Source organism: Streptococcus pseudoporcinus LQ 940-04 (genome assembly GCF_000188035.1).
Taxonomy (GTDB): Bacteria; Bacillota; Bacilli; order Lactobacillales; family Streptococcaceae; genus Streptococcus; species Streptococcus pseudoporcinus.
In genome coordinates this window covers 1,618,497-1,637,633 of sequence record NZ_AEUY02000005.1, presented here as the reverse complement: position 1 = coordinate 1,637,633, position 19,137 = coordinate 1,618,497, and the positions used below count along the sequence as shown (strand labels likewise).

The following is a 19,137-nucleotide window of genomic DNA, read 5'->3' as shown; positions in this document are numbered from 1 at the left end:
GATAGTATGGTAGAATATATTGCATTCTATTTACCACAATTCCATCCTGTTCCAGAAAATGATAAGTGGTATGGTAAAGGATTTACTGAATGGACCAATGTTGCAAAAGCAAAACCTTTATATCAAAATCACTATCAACCGCACGTACCAGCTGATTTAGGGTTTTATGATTTACGAGTAAAAGAAACAAGACAAGAGCAAGCAAAACTTGCGAAAGATTATGGACTCACTGCATTTTGTTATTGGAATTATTGGTTTGGAGATGGAGTAGAACTACTTCAAAATCCAATAAGAGAAGTTTATAATGATAAAGAAATCAATTTTCCATTTTGCTTGGGTTGGGCAAATCACTCTTGGGAAAAGAAACAATGGGATAAAAAAGGATCGAATGAGCTCTTAGTTGAGCAAAAGTATCTAGGAGTCGAAGACTATAAAAAATATTTTTACACTTACTTAGATATCTTTAAAGATGAACGATATTATAAAGTTGAAGGTAAATTATTCTTTATTATATACAGTCCTTTAGCGGATGAAGAAATTGTTAGCTTTATTAATACTTGGCGTAACCTTGCAAAAAAAGAAGGATTAAGTGACTTTTATTTTGTCGGTAAAGATATGTCGGGAGTTAATAAAGACAAGATAATGAGTATTGGAGTTGATGCAGTCTTCGAAGATAACACTTTAAATATTCATCACGAGCTTACAACGATTTCTAAGGTATTGCAACTTATCAAAAGAAAAGTTTTCAGAAGACCGACAGTATTTAAATATAAAGAAGCAATTAAATATATGATTGATGATTCAGCAAAAGATGAAAATGTCATTCCGGTAGTTGCTCCAAACTGGGATCATTCTCCACGTTCTGGAAATAATGCAATGATTTTAGATAATGCAAAACCAAAATATTTTGCTGACCTCTTAAAAGAGACTGTAAAAACAGTGAGATCAAAGCCAAGATCGAAGCAACAAGTTATAATTAAATCTTGGAATGAATGGGGGGAAGGTAACCATTTAGAGCCAGATTTAAAATATGGTCTTGGCTACTTAGAAGCAGTTAAAAAGTCGATTGAGGAAATTTATGATTAATCTTTTTATAAGTAGATATGCTAAATTTAAAAACCAAAGGGAATGGCGTAAAGCTAATAGTCATAATAAGACAGTTTTAGGTTCTGTTTCAAATTATCATTTAATTTCAGTTGGAAAATTTACATATGGGGTTTTAAATATCATTAATCATTCAGATAATTATAAGTTAAAGATTGGTCACTTTTGTAGTATTGCACCCAATGTTCAATTTATTGTATGCGGAGAGCATTTAACGAATAAGATTTCGACATACCCATTTAGAGTTAGATTTCTAAATGAAAAATATGAAGCAGTTTCAAATGGTGACATAATAATTGAGGATGATGTATGGATTGGAACGAATGCCATTATTTTATCTGGTGTCACAATTGGAAAGGGGGCAGTTATTGCTGCTGGATCAGTTGTTACAAAAGATGTTCCACCTTATACAATTTATGGTGGAGTGCCTGCTAAATTGATTAAAAAACGGTTTTCTGATAAAATTTCCCATTTATTAATGAAACTTGACTATTCTAAATTATCGGAAAATACTGTTAGAGAAAATATTGAATTATTTTATTCTGATTTAGATAAAAATCCAAACTTACCTAAATTAGAGAATCTGATTAATAAAATAGATGAGAAAGAGTTGAAATGACACCTATTATTTTGTATTCAATTATGTTAGGGACTTTATTATTAGGATGTATAATAAATAGAACGAATTTATTAGGTTTGGCCTTAGTTTTCATTTATTTTGCTATATCTTTGATAACGTTATTAGTTCCAACTAGAGGATATCTTAAGTACAGTTACGTTCTTGATTCCAGCAATATTACATATGACCTTGTAACTTTTATGGTGGTTGCTTTCATTTTGTTTTTCTTTCCTTTTATCAGTAAAAGTAAGTCATTCAATGCTGCAAAAATTGATAAAGAAATGCATGAAAACTATATTATTTTTGCAAAAATATTTCTTTTCTTTGCAGTTGTTACAGTATTTGTTTATCTTGGAAAAATTATTCCACTTATTACGTCTGGACAATGGGCAAGTAATCGTTTGGTCATGAATTCAGATCAAGCAGTCATTCCTTATAATAATATTTTTGAAAAGTTTTCCATACTTTTTACAAATTACACTCAATTATTAGCAATTATTGTTGGATTTAATTTACTAAGAACAAACAACAGGTATACGCTTGGTTCAATACTGTTAATAATGGTTGGACTAACTGAGTTTTGTATAGATATGTATGTTTCTTCTCGAGGTATGATGGCTATCTTTATTATGTTCATTGGTACCTTATATGTTTTTTTCTACCAGGATATTAATAAAAAGAGTAGAAAATATATTAATCTTATTTTTCTTTTGACAATTGTTACTAGTATTCCTTATTTAATTTCGGTTACGATTTCGAGATTCTCTTCATCAGCTGTAAGTTCACTTATCTATTATTTTGGTCAAACTCCTTACATGTTTGGTCTAGAAGTAAACACGATTCGTAAACCAATGCTAGGTGAGTATGCTTTTGGTGTACTATCAGGAGGTGTAAAATTTTCTGATCAACTTGGAATTTGGGTGCGTGGATTTTATACTTTTTTAGGTTGGCTTTATGCTGACTGGGGCTATGTTGGAACAATTCTTATCGGGATAATGTGTGGTATTTTATTTACACTTGTAGTTAATAAAAAACAATTTCACATTAGTGATAGTTTCATCTTATTAGGGTATTACAAGTTGTTACTTCAAGGTGTGTTTACAATTGGTAGAACTAAAGTTTATTCGATTATTGCAACCTTGATTATTTACTTAATTATAAAATTTATTTTTGAAAAAGTACATTTTGTTGTGAGAAAGAAAAGGGTTTACTATTAAATGAAATTTTTAAAAAATCTACTTGCAGTATTGATGAGTAACGCATTTACTGTATTTTCTGGACTATTAGTAGGTTTAGTATTACCAATGATTCTTACGATAGATGATTTTGGATACTTTAAAACGTTTACTTTATATTTAACATATCTAGGTTTATTTAGTATCGGGATTATTGACGGAATTATTTTAAAATATGGCGGTAATGATTACGAAGAATTAGAGAAAGAAGATTTTAGAAGTTATTTTAGATGGTATCTAATTGTACATATTTTATTCTCTATTCCCTTATTACTATTAGCACTTTTAGAAAGAAGTGGTAATAGTGAGTTTATTATCATTTCTTTGATAATTAATATGATATCTTTAAACATAATCGGTTATTTCAGACAAATTTCAGAAATTACTCAACGATTTAAAGAATATTCAATTATAAAGATTGCCCAATCTATTTTTAACATATTAACAGTCGTATTGTTATATTTATTTAAACACTACGGATTAAGTGTGAATTTTAAAGTCTATATCATTTTTGTAATCATTGCAAACTTTATCATTACCGTTTGGTATATTTATCTCTACCGTGAGATAATTTTTGGGAAGTCTACACCTTTGAATGAAACAATAGCTGCAGTTAAGCAGTTTTCAAAAATTGGTATTCCTTTGATGTTTGCCAATTTAATTTCAACTTTGATATTAACTTTAGATAGACAATTTGTTAATATTCTATTCTCTAATAAAATATATGCAATTTATGCTTTTGCCTTTAATTTGTTGTCAATCCTTACATTAGCAACAGCTGCATTCTCAACTGTTTTGTATCCAAGTTTAAAGAGATCTGATGTGACTAAAATTGGAGATAAATATCAAAAGTTTACATTTCTTTCAGTTTCTATAGTTTTTATGATGCTTAGTTTTTACTTTCCAATGAGAGTATTAATAAGATCAATATTACCAAAGTATATAGATTCGCTTTTTATTTTTAGAGTTATTTTTCCAACTCTGCCGATAACAACAACAATTACCGTTATTATCAATAATTATTTCAAGACTCTTGGAAAAAGCGTTGTCTATTTTAATAGAAGTATCGTCATTTTGGTTCTATCCATTGTTCTAAATTTATTAGCTTATCTTATTTGGAAAACACCGATAGCAATTGCGGCATCTTCAGTTGTTACTGTATTAATTTGGTATGTTGTAGTTGATAGGTATCTCTCAAAAGAATTGAATTTGAATACTAAAATTAATTTGACAATGATTTTAGCTTTTACAACAATTTTCTATTTAACATCTTTAATTCAAAATTGGATTTTAGGTTTGTTAAGTTATCTAGTTTTATTTGGAATATCATTAGTCATTATTAATCCAGGTGTGATTAATTCACTAAAAAATATAAAAGGATTTAGTAGATGAAAAAAATTGCGGTAGCTGGTACTGGTTATGTTGGTCTTTCAATGGCAGTCCTATTGGCACAACATCACCAGGTAACAGCGGTTGATATTGTTCCTGAAAAAGTGGAGATGATTAATCATAAACAATCTCCTATTCAGGATAAAGAAATTGAAGAGTTTTTAGCGACAAAGAAATTGCATTTGAAAGCAACTTTGGTTGCTCATGAGGCTTATGCAGATGCAGAATTTGTTATTATTGCTGCGCCAACTAATTATGATAGTAAGCGTGATTTCTTTGATACTAGTGCCGTAGAGTCAGTTATTGAAGCTGTTTTGGCTGTCAATAAAGATGCTATTATGGTGATTAAGTCAACCATTCCAGTTGGTTATACAGAAAGTGTTAGAGAAAAATATCATACAGCAAATATCATTTTCAGTCCTGAGTTTTTAAGAGAATCTCGCGCTTTGTATGACAACTTATACCCCAGTCGGATTATAGTGGGAACAGATAAAGCTGACTCTAACTTGACTGAAAAGGCGATTGCCTTTGCTAACTTGTTGCAAGAGGGAGCTATTAAAGAAGATATCGATACTTTAATTATGGGATTTACGGAAGCAGAAGCTGTTAAGCTCTTTTCAAATACTTATCTTGCTCTAAGAGTGTCTTATTTCAATGAGTTAGACACTTATGCTGAAAGTAAAGGTTTGGATACCAAGTCAATTATTGACGGGGTTGGTTTGGATCCACGGATTGGTAGTCACTATAATAACCCATCATTTGGTTATGGTGGTTACTGTCTGCCTAAGGACACTAAGCAGCTCTTGGCTAACTATAAAGATGTGCCACAAAATATGATGACAGCTATTGTTGATAGTAATCGTACCCGTAAAGATTATATTGCAGATAGAGTACTTGAGATGGCTGGTGCTTACCAAGGATCTAGCGACTTTAATCCAGAAAAGGAGAAAGAAGTTATTATCGGTGTTTACCGTCTAACCATGAAGAGCAACAGCGATAATTTTAGACAATCTTCTATCCAAGGGATTATGAAACGCATAAAGGCCAAAGGCGCTAAAGTTATTATTTTTGAACCAAGTCTAGATCAATCAGTTACTTTTTTCGGAAGTCAAATTATCAATGATTTAGTTGAATTTAAAGCAAAATCACAAGCTATTATTGCCAATCGTTATGATTCAAGCTTGGATGATGTTAAACATAAGGTATATACGAGAGACTTATTTCACCGTGATTAAAGCTTGTTTTTATCCCTTAATTATTATGCATTAGCGTTGCCCTTTTAATTTTCTTGTGTTATATTTATAATATAGTTTTTGAGCGAAGTGTATGGTAAAGGATGGTGTCGTATGAGTGTAACTGAACAAGATGGTCACAAAGTTTTAATTCAAAAATTATTGGTCAGTATTCACTATTTGACACTCTTTAAAGATGAATTATTACTGGTCGAGAAAACACCTTCTATTTTGGGAGAAAGTTTTCCGCCTGCTCTAGTACAGTCTGAGCTAGGAGATATTGTAGCCGCTATTAATGGCTTAGACTTTCAGCAACGCTTAATTGAATCCACTTTTTGGTACGAAGAAAAAGCTTTCAAATTAATGAATAAAACCCTTCAGATTGTTGATAAATGGGTCAAAGGTCTGGACGATTTAATTTCCTTGTGTCAATCTAAGGAAGTTTTTCAAGCTATTCTGGGCGATAAGCGGATTCGGGTCTTTGGAGTCTTGATTGATGTTTTTTCTTCTTTAAAAATCATCTCAATGTCCTTAAAAGAAGTACCTGTACCACCAGTTCTTTATGAGCAAATCAAGATGGTTAATATTGAAGAAGAGGCCTTTCGTAAGCACTACCACAGTCCAAAACAGATGGCTCCTGAAACTCAGTTTAGTCCTGAACATATACAAGGATAAACATCAAGTCTTGCTTTTCAGCAGGGCTTTTTTACTAGCCCACAGACATCTTTATCTATGATTTTTGTTAGAAAGTTAACCATTTACTTTGACACCTGTTTTTAAATAAGATATAATAACAGAAATAATATACCTTTAAAAAGTCCAGAGAGGCTTCAAGGTTAACATCGTAAAAGTAGGAGCGGTTTGCTCTTTATTTTCTGTGACCTTACTCTCTGTGAGTAAGGTTTTTTTGTATAGAGAGGAAGTTAAATGTCTGAAAAAGGTCCCATTATTGCACTAGATTTCCCCAATTTGGAGGAAGTCAAGGTTTTCTTAAAGCATTTCCCAGAAGAGGAGAAATTATACGTCAAAGTTGGAATGGAACTCTATTATGCTGTTGGTCCAGAAATAGTTCGCTATCTTAAGTCTTTAGGACATAGTATTTTTCTTGATTTAAAATTACATGATATTCCTCATACAGTTAAAGCTACTATGGAAGTACTGGCTAAAATGGGGATTGATATGACTACTGTACATGCTGCTGGTGGCATAGAGATGCTGAAAGAGGCACGTCAGGGACTTGGTCAAGGGACACGTTTAATTGCTGTTACTCAATTAACTTCAACCAGTGAAGAAGAGATGCGTCAGAATCAGAACATTCAAACGTCATTACTTGAGTCGGTTCGTCATTATACTAAAGGAGCAGTCAATGCTCAACTTGATGGCGTGGTTTGTTCGGCTCATGAAGTGACAGCCATTAAGGAAGTAACACCAGAAGGCTTTATCTGCGTAACGCCAGGTATCCGGCCTCAAGGAGCAGAGGTTGGGGATCAAAAGCGCGTGATGACGCCTAAAGAAGCAAAAATGATTGGTAGTGACTACATTGTCGTTGGTCGTCCTATCACCCAAGCCCAAAATCCTTTTGAGGCCTATCAAGCTATTAAACAGGAATGGAATGCCTAAAAGCTTTTTAAAGAGAAATAAGGAGAATAAGATGACATTAGCTAGACAAATTGCTGCTGAATTATTAGAGATTAAAGCTGTTTATTTAAAACCTGAGCAGCCTTTTACCTGGGCTTCAGGCATAAAATCCCCAATTTATACGGATAATCGGATAACCCTTTCTTATCCCAAAACACGAACATTAATTGAGGACGGCTTTGTAGGAATCATTAAAAAGCATTATCCTCAGGTAGAGATCATCGCAGGAATAGCAACAGCAGGTATCCCACATGGTGCTATCGTTGCTGATAAAATGAATCTACCTTTTGCCTATATTCGCAGTAAGCCAAAAAAACATGGCGCGGGTAATCAAGTGGAAGGACATATCGAAAAAGGGCAAAAGATGGTAATCATTGAAGATTTGATCTCAACTGGTGGTTCAGTGCTTGATGCTACAGCCGCAGCTATGCGAGAAGGGGCAGAAGTCCTTGGAGTCCTTGCTATCTTCACTTACGAATTGCCAAAGGCCAAAGCCAATTTTCATAAGGCAGGTATTGAGCTGCAGACCTTATCCAACTATTCTCTCTTAATTCAAGTGGCCAAAGAGAATGGCTTTATTAGCGCTGAAGGATTGGCTTTACTGGAAAAATTTAAGGAAGACCAAGAAAACTGGCAGATGAAGTGAAAAATATCCTTTTTGAATTTAAGTCACATTTCTCCTGGTATAATGGATGCAACCAAAGGAAGGGAAATTCTGTATGACCTATAAAGCTATTTTAACTGACTATAGTCAGGCTTACCGAGAAACGGAGCGTTTTTATCATTTTAAAGATTCTCATTTAAAAAACCGTTACTATTCAAATTATCTTGATTACAAGACGCTGCCCTCTTTAGAGCAGGTAATAGCAGATTTAGACTATCTAAAAGAGGAGCAAAAAGATTACCCTCTAGACTATGCAATGGTCTTTTTTCCTGAAAATGAGGAGCTCAGGGAAAGCTTGAGCACTTATTTAGAAGCTAGTCAGTTTGAGATTGAAAAACATCTTATTTTTAGAGCTCCTATAAGTGACCTAAAGTTTAGTGAGAAAGTTGTTAATACCATTACCATTGAGAGACTAAGTAAGCATTTTTTCAGGGATTACCTTGATTACAAGTATCAGCAGCGTTTCATTTACGGCGAAAATTTTGCTAAGGAAATGTATGATTGGGAGCAAGTCAACCTTCCTCAAGAAGGGGCTGAGATTTTTATCGCACGTGATGGCCAAAATATTATTGGAGATGTGACAGCTTGGTATTATGGTGACCATATTGAGATGGATGACTTTAGTGTTTTAGAAACCTACCGTGGAAAAGGAGTTGGCTCTGCATTACAAAAAGAAGCTAGTCAGGGAGTTCAAGCTGCTATTCTCATTTCGCAAGAGGAGAACCGTCAGATGTATGAACACCAAGGCTACCGAGAAGTCGCTCATTACTGGACGGCTATCCGTAAAGAGGAGAGTCATAAAAAGAAAGATTAGCTTATCAGTTGGTTGAGCCCAGTCGAGTGTTTAAGGACATAAGAAAATGTAATAACCTTGAAAGAAGCTATTATAGCAACTTACGAACACTTTTCAGCACGTTTGATTTCTTTTGATTTAGCAGAAAAAGTGGTTTATACTGAAGCTATACCAATTTAGCTGGAGAGTACTGGAATGAAAACATTTAAAGATGCAACAGAAATGGCCCATGCTGTTAGAACACACCGAGTGACACCATTAGAATTAGTAGAAGAAACGATTGCTCAAGCCAACAAACATAATCCTAATTTAAATGCGATCGTATCAAGGCGGTATGAAGAGGCGCGTGAAGAAGCAAGGACACGTGATTTTTCGAATTTACCTTTTGCAGGTGTTCCTATTTTTATTAAAGATTTAGGTCAGAGTTTGACAGGTTCCTTAGCGACTTCAGGATCGGTCCTTTTTCAAAAGAACTATGCAAGGGTGACGAGCCGCTATGTTCAGAAATTGCAGGATTTAGGCTTCATTATTTTAGGTACAACGAATGTTCCAGAATTTGGTTTCAAAAACATTAGTGATAGTAAAGCAAATGGTGCTGTTAACCTTCCTTTTGACCTTAGTCGAAATGCTGGGGGATCGTCGGGAGGAGCTGCTGCTTTAATGACATCAGGTATAACCGTCATTTCAGCAGCTAGTGATGGAGGTGGTTCCATTCGAATTCCTGCTTCTTTTAATGGTTTAATCGGTTTAAAACCCAGTCGAGGGCGTATCCCAACAGGGCCTGATTCCTATCGTGGTTGGCAAGGGGCATCTGTTCATTTTGCCTTAACCAAGTCAGTAAGGGACACGAAAACCTTCCTTTTTCATATGCAAGAGTGTCAATTTGAAGGTCCCTTTCCCTTACCTCTATTAAGTGAAGATGCTCTTTTTAATACAAAGACTAGCTCCTTAACTATTGCTATATTAAGTAAAGAAGTAGATGGAAGGCCTTTTTCTGACGAGGTCAATAGGGCTTTAGAAGAGACAGCAAACTTTTTAGAAAAAAAGGGGCATACTATAACTTGGCTTGCTTCTCTTCCCCTTGATATGGATGCTCTGATTGATTCTTACTATTTTATGAATGCGGCTGAGACTGCAGCTATGTTTGATGATATTAAGCAAGCCCTTGGACGTTCTCTTACAAAAAATGACATGGAGACAATGACTTGGGCCATTTATCAAGCTGGCCAGAATTTAAAGGCCAAAGATTATTCTAAGGTTATTTCTGAATGGGATCTCTATAGTGCCTGTATGGCTCGCTTTCATAAGGAATATGATCTCTTGATAACGCCAACAACGCATGACATTGCTCCCAAACATGGCCAACTTGATTCTGATTCGGATTTGATGGCAAAATTGGCTCAGGCTGAAAGCTATACTAGCAAGGAACAATTACAGCTCGTTAAAGAGATGTTTAAAAAAGGTCTAGCTCTCAACCCCTATACCCCACTTGCTAATCTAACTGGGCAGCCAGCAATAACCTTACCTCTTTCCTTGGTTAATCACAACTACCCATTAGGTATTCAATTTATGGCAGCAAAGGGACGTGAAGACCTGCTCTTACAGGTTGCTTCTCTCTTTGAAGAAGCTGGACGATTTAAGATGAAAATCTAATATATAATACAAAGAGAATCTATTATAGGTTAGGTTCTCTTTGTTTGTAAGCATTGTCATGACTGAAATAAAAGGTATAATGGTATACTAAAGTTATTAAAAAAAGGAGTGTTTTTTCTAATGAAAAAAATGTATACATATATAGCTTTGGCTTTTTCAATGTTTCTTTTAACGGCATGTGCCTCAAAAAAAGAGGATCAAGGTCAGGCTCAATGGGATAAAATTGAGAAAAAAGGTGAATTGACAGTAGCAACTTCAGGAACTCTTTTCCCCCAATCATTCCATGATAAGAAAAATAAGTTAACAGGTTATGATGTTGAAATTATCAAAGAGGTTGGTAAACGTTTAGGCCTGAAGGTTAAATTTACTGAGATGGGTGTTGATGGCATGCTTTCAGCCCTTAATAGTAGTCAAGTTGATATGGCTGGTTATTCCATTGAAAAAGACAGTAAGAATGCAAAGAAATTCTTGTATACAGATGCTCATAAATATTCTTTTGGCTCAATGATTGTTCGTCAATCAGATGATTCTGGAATTAAATTATTAAAGGATTTAAAAGGTAAAAAAGCTGCTGGAGCTTCAACAACTTCATATATGAAAGTGGCTAAGAAGTTTGGAGCTAAATTAGTCATCTATGATAATGTAACCAATGATGTTTATCTAGAAGATGTTGCTAACGGTAGAACTGATGTCATCTTAAACGATTTTTACCTTCAATCAATGGCAAGTAAAGCCCTTCCTGACATCCCAGTAAAAGTCTTAAAAGGTGTTTACTATAACCCTTCAGAAGCAAATTTTGCTATTAAGTTAGGCAATGAAAAGCTTCAAAAGAAAGTCAATAAAACTTTAGCAGAAATGAAAAAAGATGGTACTTTAACAAAACTATCAAAAGAATTTTTTGCTGGCCAAGATGTGTCAAAAGAGAAAAAATATGACTTTAAGAAAATTGACGTTTCAGATGTTGATTAATTAATTAGAAATGGATAGTTGCCGATGAAATTTATTGATTTTCAATTAATGAAAGACAGTCTCTGGTTTGTGCTCTCGGGACTACCATATACTATCGGAATCTCGGCACTGAGTTTTTTAACTGGTATCAGTTTAGGGGTTCTGTTAGCAATCCTAGGAAGATCACGTCATGGCTTTTTCAGAAGAATCGTGAAAGTTTATGTATCAATCATGCGTGGTGTTCCTATGATTGTTGTGCTATTTATGTTGTACTTTGGGATGCCCTATTTTAACCTGCAATTACCTGCCTTGCTCTGCGCTTATATCGGCTTTAGCTTGGTGAGTTCAGCATATATTTCAGAGATATTTAGATCTTCTATTAATGCTGTTGCCTTAGGTCAATGGGAAGCTGCAAAGGCGTTGGGCTTGCCTCAAAAAAGAGTTATAAAAAAGGTTATCTTACCGCAGGCTATCCGGATTGCAATCCCGCCTCTTGGAAATGTTGTTATTGATATGATAAAAAGTTCATCACTGGCGGCAATGATTACTGTTCCTGATATTTTTCAAAATGCCAAAATTGTTGGTGGTAGGGAATGGGATTACATGTCAATGTACATTTTAGTAGCTTTTATTTATTGGTCCCTTTGTTATTTATTCGAAAATTTTCAAGCCTACCTTGAACATAAGTTACAACTTCCAAATGACTAAAAAGAGTTTAACCTCAGAAATCATCGGTTTCTGAGGTTTTTGTCTGTAAAATATGCTAAAATATGAGCTAAAGAATGAAATTTTTTGCTCTAGAAGAAAGGTGACTTATGAAACATTCAACTTGGCATAAGATGATAAAAGAATCTCTTCCTGATGATTATTTTGCTAAAATCAATCATTTTTTAAATCGGGCTTATCAATCCGGAACAATCTACCCAAAACGTGAAAATGTCTTTCGTTCCTTAGTTGAGACACCCTATGAGGAAACAAAAGTCGTTATTTTAGGTCAGGATCCCTACCATGGTCCTGGACAAGCACAGGGGCTATCTTTTTCTGTGCCAGATGACTTACCCGCACCTCCATCTCTTCAGAACATGTTAAAGGAACTAGAGACTGATATAGGACGGCGCAATCATCATGATTTACTGCCTTGGGCAAAGCAAGGAGTACTTTTATTGAATGCTTGTTTAACAGTTCCTGAACACCAGGCAAATGGTCATGCAGGCCTAATTTGGGAACCTTTTACAGATGCCGTTATCAGGGTGGCTAATAGTAAAGAAACCCCTGTCGTTTTTATCTTATGGGGAGGTTATGCTAGGAAAAAGAAAAACTTGATTACCAATGCGAAACATTTAGTGATTGAAAGTGCTCATCCAAGTCCTTTATCGGCTTATCGTGGCTTTTTTGGTAGTCATCCCTATTCAAGAACTAATCATTTTCTCGAAGCTAATGGTCTTGAAGCGATTGATTGGTTAGCCTAGGCTTACCTTTATTTAACCGTCAGTTTTCAAAATCATAGTCTAAACAGTTTTTAATCATTTTAAAATTCCCTCTCGTTTGAAAGGGAATTATTTTTGTGATTATGATTTTTTTTGCCGACTTAAGTTTAGTCCCCAGGGAACTAGATTTTCAGTTTTTGACCTCATGCGTCGAATGTTATCTTTATGACGGTAAATAATGAGTGTGGCTAGTGAAACGACAATAACCAGTAAAATAGGATCTGGATGCCTCAGGAGAAAGTGCATTCTGGGGAAGAAGAGCACAGTTATAACTGCCATAATGGCTGTACAGATACTTGATAGTGAAATCATGCTGAATAAATAGAGAATGGCTAAAAAGATAAGGGCAAGAAAAAGCACATAGAGTGGTGAATAGCCGAGAATTACTCCTGCACTGGTTGCGACCGCCTTGCCTCCTTTAAACTTAGCGAAAATAGGAAAAGTATGCCCAAGCACGGCAAAAAAACCAAAAATAATGGGTGATAAAAAAGTCACCCCAAAGATGATTGGCAATAAGGTGGCAATGGTCCCTTTTAGGATATCAATTGCTAGGGTAGCTAGCCCAGCCTTAAGACCTAGGATGCGAAAGGTATTAGTTGTGCCGGTATTGCCAGAACCATGTTCTCTCAAGTTAAGATGATAAAAGTACTGACCAATCCATAGTCCTGTTGGTATCGAACCAAGGAGATAAGCAATAATAATTAAGAATGTTAGTTTCATAATGTTTATTATACCATAAAGCTTTTTTTAGAAGAGACAATCTTACTTGATTTTAGATAATAAAAAAATAATTTTGCAAAATTCTCAAAAAACTTGTAAGATTATAAAGATGAAAAAATCTGGAGGTCATTTTGGCTAAAAAAGAAATATCCATAACCAATTATAACGATGATGCGATACAGGTTCTTGAAGGTTTAGATGCTGTTCGTAAACGTCCTGGGATGTATATCGGCTCTACTGATGCAACCGGTCTCCATCATCTCATTTGGGAAATTGTTGATAATGCTGTTGACGAGGCACTATCAGGCTTTGGTAACGAAATCAAGGTTACTATTAATGCTGATGGTTCAGTTAGTGTTGCTGATAGTGGACGGGGAATGCCAACTGGTAAACATGCGATGGGAATACCAACTGTGCAAGTTATCTTCACGGTCTTACATGCTGGTGGTAAGTTTGGACAAGGTGGGTATAAAACATCAGGAGGTCTCCACGGTGTTGGTTCATCAGTTGTCAATGCCTTATCTAAATGGCTTGAAGTTGAAATTACTCGTGATGGTTCGGTCTATAAGCAGCGCTTTGAAAATGGTGGCAAACCAGTATCCACTCTGAAGAAGATTGCTTCTGCTCCAAAGAGTAAAACGGGCACAAAAGTTACTTTTATGCCTGACGATAGTATCTTTTCAACGACTGATTTTAAATTTAACACTATTGCAGAGAGGCTTAAAGAATCAGCTTTTCTTTTAAAGGATGTCAAGATGTCTTTGACAGATTTACGTGGAGAAGAAGCTGTTACAGAAGAATTTCACTATGAAAATGGTGTCCAAGACTTTGTCTCTTACCTAAATGAGGATAAGGAAACGTTGACCCCTGTCATTTATGTTGAAGGAGAGGAACAAGATTTCCAAGTTCAGGTGGCGCTTCAATATAATGACGGTTTTTCTGATAATATTTTATCCTTTGTTAATAATGTGCGTACCAAAGATGGCGGTAGTCACGAGACTGGTTTGAAGACTGCTATTACAAAGGTTATGAATGATTATGCCCGTAAAACGAGTCTTTTAAAAGATAAGGATAAGAACCTAGAGGGATCTGATTACCGTGAAGGCTTATCAGCTGTTTTATCAATCTTGGTGCCTGAACAACATTTGCAATTTGAGGGACAAACTAAGGATAAACTGGGAAGTCCCCTCGCTCGTCCAGTTGTTGAGGGAATTGTTTCTGAAAAGCTGACTTATTTTCTACTAGAAAATGGTGAATTAGCGACGAACCTAGTCCGTAAAGCGATTAAAGCTCGTGACGCCCGCGAAGCTGCTCGTAAGGCTCGAGATGAGTCTCGTAACGGTAAGAAAAATAAAAAGGATAAAGGCCTGCTCTCTGGGAAATTAACCCCAGCCCAATCCAAAAATGCAAAGAAAAATGAACTTTACTTAGTCGAGGGTGACTCAGCCGGCGGTTCAGCTAAGCAAGGTCGTGACCGCAAGTTTCAAGCTATTTTACCGCTTCGGGGTAAGGTTTTGAATACTGAAAAAGCTAAGATGACAGATATTCTCAAGAATGAGGAAATCAATACGATGGTTTATACTATTGGAGCTGGTGTTGGAGCTGATTTTAGGATTGAAGAGATTAATTACGACAAAATCATTATTATGACGGACGCGGATACTGATGGTGCCCACATTCAAACCTTGTTGCTGACCTTTTTTTACCGTTACATGCGCCCGCTTGTTGAGGAAGGACATGTCTATATTGCTTTACCTCCCCTATATAAAATGTCCAAAGGTAAGGGCAAAACGGCTAAGGTTTCCTATGCTTGGACAGATGGGGAGCTTGAAGATCTACGGAGGGAATTTGGTAAAGGCGCCATGCTACAACGTTACAAGGGACTTGGTGAGATGAATGCGGACCAATTGTGGGAAACAACTATGGATCCTGAAACCAGAACCCTTATTCGTGTAACTATAGATGATTTAGCGCGTGCTGAGAGACGTGTCTCTGTCTTAATGGGTGATAAGGCAGCGCCTAGAAGACAATGGATTGAAGACAATGTTACCTTTACGCTTGAGGAAAACACTGTCTTCTGATAAGCACACCGATACTGGGGTAAAAAGAAGAAGACCTTACTTAAAATTAAAATGTGGTTACTTTTAATTTCTCGCTTTACGATTAATATTATATAATTGTATATAATAATTAATTTACTTAGACATTTAGGGTAGTGATTAATAAGCCTGTCCCTAATTTGGATGATGTCTTATTTCAGATTTGTGAGGTAGAGCTATGAAAACACATTTTGATAAAAAGCAAGCTATGGAAGAGTTGCAAAAAGGGTATCATAAGGCTGATCGCTTACTAAAAGATGATGCTAAAATGGAATCTTTCCTTGAAAAGTTGGAAAAAAGAGTTAAGTGGATTCCCTTTATCAGAAAAGAATTAAAATCAGTGCCTATTCTCATTAGTATGGTTCGTAGCTATTGGAAAAGAGATTATAGACGGGTCCCTCGAAGAACTATTGTCGCTATTGTGAGTGCTCTAATCTATTTTCTATCTCCAATTGATTTTATTCCTGACTGGATCCCTTTTCTTGGCCAACTAGATGATGCCCTTGTTGTGGGGACTTGTTGGAATTTGGTTTACAAGGATATTGAGGATTACCGCCAGTGGAAAAAAGCTCGGCAAGTACTTTCTAACTAAACTCTTTTCTTCTTGAAAAATGGTTTAATAAGAAATAATCGTTTTTTCAAGGCAGGTTCAGGTGGTCATTAACTGCAAGAGCTTGTCTTGATATTTTGTGTAAGGGATCATGTTTTGAGTGGCCATTCAGAAAAAACTTTAAGTCTTAATGGTATCTTTGAGCTAACTGTTTTACTTGAATCCCCTTTTAAACAAACAGAAAAGAACTGAACAAAAGCTGAATTCTTTTGTTGTGGCCAATCTGTAAGTAGTAATCAAAAACCTTCTAATTAAACAGAAAGGAATTGCGCCTGCTCTAAAGGCTATGTCAAAAAGCTAGATCTTATAAAATAAGGACTTTCTAGCGATTTTCTATTTTGACTTTTCAGTTTATGGGCTAGGTACCTTAATTTATGAGTAACATTCAAAATATGTCCTTGGAGGACATCATGGGAGAACGCTTTGGGCGTTACTCCAAATATATTATTCAGGAACGGGCTTTACCTGATATTAGAGATGGCCTAAAACCTGTTCAACGTCGAATTTTATATTCTATGTATAAAGATGGAAATACTTTTGAAAAAGGTTTCCGTAAATCTGCAAAATCTGTAGGGAATATCATGGGGAATTTCCATCCTCATGGCGACTCCTCTATTTATGATGCCATGGTGAGGATGAGTCAGGATTGGAAGAATCGAGAAATTCTGGTTGAAATGCATGGCAACAATGGTTCAATGGATGGAGATCCCCCAGCCGCGATGCGTTATACGGAAGCTCGCTTATCGGAAATTTCAGGTTATCTGTTAGAAGATATTGAGAAAAATACAGTCCCATTTGCTTGGAACTTTGATGATACAGAAAAAGAACCTACGGTTCTACCAGCGGCCTATCCAAATCTCTTAGTGAATGGAGCTACAGGTATTTCTGCAGGTTATGCTACTGATATTCCGCCTCATAATTTAGCAGAGGTGATTGATGCGACGGTTTATTTAATTGATCATCCTAAAGCTAAATTGGACAAATTAATGGAATTTTTACCTGGACCGGATTTTCCAACTGGAAGCATTATTCAAGGTCAGGATGAAATCCGTAAGGCTTATGAAACGGGTAAAGGCCGAGTAGTTGTTCGCTCTAAAACAGAGATTGAAGAGCTAAAAGGTGGTAAACAACAGATTATCGTTACGGAAATTCCATACGAGATTAACAAGTCTGTTTTAGTTAAGAAAATTGATGATGTCCGTGTTAATAACAAAGTTCCTGGAATAGTGGAAGTTCGTGATGAATCTGATAGATCTGGTTTACGGATTGCGATTGAGCTGAAAAAAGATGCTGACACACAGACAGTTTTAAATTATTTATTGAAGTATACTGATTTACAAGTCAATTACAATTTCAATATGGTAGCTATTGACAACTACACTCCCCATCAAGTCGGTATTCAAAAGATACTCAGCTCCTACATTGCGCACCGCAAGTCAATCATTATTGAGCGTTCCAAATTTGATATGGCTAAAGCTGAAAAACGCCTTCACATTGTTGAGGGCCTGATCCGAGTTATTTCTATCCTCGATGAAGTGATTGCCCTGATTCGTGCATCTGAAAACAAAGCGGATGCCAAGGAAAACTTGAAAATCAGCTATGCTTTTACTGAAGAGCAAGCAGAAGCTATTGTTACTTTGCAATTGTATCGTCTGACCAACACCGATATTGTCACTTTGCAAAATGAAGAAGAAGAACTTGGGAACTTAATCACCACTTTGAGAGCTATTATCGCCGATGAAGCTACCATGTACAATGTTATGAAGCGTGAGTTACGAGAGGTTAAAAAGAAATTTGGTAACCCTCGTCGTTCACAATTGCAAAAAGAGGCAGAGACAATTGAAATTGATACTGCTAGTTTGATTGTAGAAGAAGAGACCTTTGTCAGCCTTACACAAGGTGGGTATATTAAACGAACTAGTCCTAGATCGTTCAACGCTTCAACCCTTGAAGAGATTGGTAAACGTGATGATGATAGCTTAATTTTTGTAGCCAGTGCTAAAACAACCCAGCATCTTCTTATTTTCACGGATCTAGGAAATGTCATTTATCGTCCTGTGCATGAACTACAAGATATTCGTTGGAAGGAAATTGGTGAGCACTTGTCTCAAACCATTACCAACTATGGGAATGATGAAAAAGTCTTATACGCCGAGCTTGTGGACGATTTTAAATCTGGCACTTACTACAGTGTGACACAACTAGGTCAAATTAAGCGCTTTGAAAGAGCTGAGCTAGCGCCTTGGCGTACCTATCGCTCCAAATCGCTTAAGTATGCTAAACTCAAAAATGAGCAAGATCGTATTATTGCTGTCCAGCCTATCCTTTTTGAAGATATCATGCTGATTTCACATCAAGGGTATGCCCTTCGTTTTTCTAACGAAGAGGTGCCCGTTCAAGGTTTAAAAACAGCTGGTGTGAAAGCCATGAATCTTAAAAAAGACGATTACATTGCTTCCGCTTTCTTAGCATATACCGACAGTTTCTTTGTTCTGACACAACGCGGCAGTCTGAAGCGAGTGGCAACAGAGGATATCCCGCAAACGAGTCGAGCAAATAGGGGACTATTGGTTTTGAGAGAATTAAAAAATAAACCTCATCGGGTTTTCTTAGCTGGTGCTGTAAAGGGGCTAGCCTCGAATAAGACTATTGATTTATTTAGCGATCCACAAACGGATAGTGAAGCTAGCTTAAGATTGCTAGTTATCAGCAAAACAGGTCAAGAATACCTAGTGGATTTAGGCGGCTATTCTGTGTCTGAACGTACAAGTAACGGTACTTTTATTTCAGATACTATTTCAGATCAAGAGGTATTGTCAGCAAGATTTGACTAAAAAGGGCGGAAGTTCTTTTTAGTTTAAATGTATTTTTCTGAAAATTAAAAAATTAGGCATTGGTTGCTTTCCACGAAAATTACGATACAATATATAAAAGCAGAAATGAGGA

17 protein-coding genes are annotated in these 19,137 nt (G+C 35.9%); 16 read left to right on the top strand and 1 reads right to left on the bottom strand.

Annotated features, from left to right (window positions below; genetic code table 11):
* Nucleotides 1–6: 6 nt before the first annotated feature.
* The 13 genes from STRPS_RS09400 (at nucleotide 7) to STRPS_RS09340 (ending at nucleotide 12,744) form a co-directional block, all read left to right on the top strand.
* On the top strand, nucleotides 7–1,086 hold the full coding sequence (locus STRPS_RS09400) for a glycosyltransferase WbsX family protein (protein WP_007893241.1): 1,080 nt from the start codon (nucleotides 7–9) through the stop codon (nucleotides 1,084–1,086).
* On the top strand, nucleotides 1,079–1,723 hold the full coding sequence (locus tag STRPS_RS10900; protein ID WP_007893375.1) for a CatB-related O-acetyltransferase: 645 nt from the start codon (nucleotides 1,079–1,081) through the stop codon (nucleotides 1,721–1,723). Before STRPS_RS09400 ends, STRPS_RS10900 begins: the two co-directional genes overlap by 8 nt.
* Complete coding sequence (locus STRPS_RS09390) at nucleotides 1,720–2,940, top strand: O-antigen polymerase (protein WP_007893424.1); 1,221 nt, start codon at nucleotides 1,720–1,722, stop codon at nucleotides 2,938–2,940. The genes STRPS_RS10900 and STRPS_RS09390 overlap by 4 nt, the downstream gene beginning before the upstream one ends.
* A complete protein-coding gene (locus STRPS_RS09385) occupies nucleotides 2,941–4,350 on the top strand; it encodes an oligosaccharide flippase family protein (RefSeq protein ID WP_007893007.1) in 1,410 nt (469 codons plus the stop codon). It begins immediately after the preceding gene.
* Nucleotides 4,347–5,582: a nucleotide sugar dehydrogenase gene (locus STRPS_RS09380; RefSeq protein ID WP_007893063.1), complete on the top strand. Its 1,236-nt coding sequence runs from the start codon at nucleotides 4,347–4,349 to the stop codon at nucleotides 5,580–5,582. Before STRPS_RS09385 ends, STRPS_RS09380 begins: the two co-directional genes overlap by 4 nt.
* A 111-nt stretch (nucleotides 5,583–5,693) precedes the next feature.
* The gene (locus tag STRPS_RS09375) at nucleotides 5,694–6,254 is read left to right on the top strand and encodes a hypothetical protein (protein WP_007893265.1); all 561 of its coding nucleotides are present in this window, start codon (nucleotides 5,694–5,696) and stop codon (nucleotides 6,252–6,254) included.
* Between the two features lie 252 nt (nucleotides 6,255–6,506).
* On the top strand, nucleotides 6,507–7,199 hold the full coding sequence (gene pyrF / locus STRPS_RS09370; RefSeq protein ID WP_007893284.1) for an orotidine-5'-phosphate decarboxylase: 693 nt from the start codon (nucleotides 6,507–6,509) through the stop codon (nucleotides 7,197–7,199).
* A 31-nt stretch (nucleotides 7,200–7,230) separates the two neighbouring features.
* Entirely contained in the window at nucleotides 7,231–7,863 is a 633-nt protein-coding gene (pyrE, locus tag STRPS_RS09365) for an orotate phosphoribosyltransferase (protein WP_007893109.1), read from the top strand.
* Nucleotides 7,864–7,936: 73 nt separating this feature from the next.
* A complete protein-coding gene (locus STRPS_RS09360) occupies nucleotides 7,937–8,695 on the top strand; it encodes a GNAT family N-acetyltransferase (RefSeq protein WP_007893435.1) in 759 nt (252 codons plus the stop codon).
* Between the two features lie 174 nt (nucleotides 8,696–8,869).
* Entirely contained in the window at nucleotides 8,870–10,327 is a 1,458-nt protein-coding gene (locus STRPS_RS09355) for an amidase (protein WP_007893177.1), read from the top strand.
* 120 nt (nucleotides 10,328–10,447) lie between these two features.
* Nucleotides 10,448–11,296 carry a transporter substrate-binding domain-containing protein gene (locus tag STRPS_RS09350; RefSeq protein ID WP_007893155.1) on the top strand — a complete coding sequence of 283 codons (849 nt, stop codon included), beginning with the start codon at nucleotides 10,448–10,450 and terminating at the stop codon, nucleotides 11,294–11,296.
* Between the two features lie 24 nt (nucleotides 11,297–11,320).
* Entirely contained in the window at nucleotides 11,321–11,983 is a 663-nt protein-coding gene (locus tag STRPS_RS09345) for an amino acid ABC transporter permease (protein WP_007893332.1), read from the top strand.
* Between the two features lie 107 nt (nucleotides 11,984–12,090).
* On the top strand, nucleotides 12,091–12,744 hold the full coding sequence (locus STRPS_RS09340; protein ID WP_007893278.1) for a uracil-DNA glycosylase: 654 nt from the start codon (nucleotides 12,091–12,093) through the stop codon (nucleotides 12,742–12,744).
* 99 nt (nucleotides 12,745–12,843) lie between these two features.
* Here the strand turns inward: STRPS_RS09340 and plsY are convergent, their stop codons facing one another.
* On the bottom strand, nucleotides 12,844–13,482 hold the full coding sequence (gene plsY, locus STRPS_RS09335; RefSeq protein ID WP_007893068.1) for a glycerol-3-phosphate 1-O-acyltransferase PlsY: 639 nt from the start codon (nucleotides 13,480–13,482) through the stop codon (nucleotides 12,844–12,846).
* Nucleotides 13,483–13,613: 131 nt separating this feature from the next.
* On the opposite strand from plsY, the gene parE reads away from it, so the two are divergent.
* The 3 genes from parE (at nucleotide 13,614) to parC (ending at nucleotide 19,025) form a co-directional block, all read left to right on the top strand.
* Entirely contained in the window at nucleotides 13,614–15,563 is a 1,950-nt protein-coding gene (gene parE, locus STRPS_RS09330; protein WP_007893396.1) for a DNA topoisomerase IV subunit B, read from the top strand.
* A 196-nt stretch (nucleotides 15,564–15,759) separates the two neighbouring features.
* Nucleotides 15,760–16,173, top strand: coding sequence for a YkvA family protein (locus STRPS_RS09325; RefSeq protein ID WP_007893299.1), 414 nt, complete (start codon nucleotides 15,760–15,762; stop codon nucleotides 16,171–16,173).
* A 392-nt stretch (nucleotides 16,174–16,565) separates the two neighbouring features.
* Nucleotides 16,566–19,025: a DNA topoisomerase IV subunit A gene (gene parC / locus STRPS_RS09320; RefSeq protein WP_007893234.1), complete on the top strand. Its 2,460-nt coding sequence runs from the start codon at nucleotides 16,566–16,568 to the stop codon at nucleotides 19,023–19,025.
* The last annotated feature ends 112 nt before the right edge of the window (nucleotides 19,026–19,137 follow it).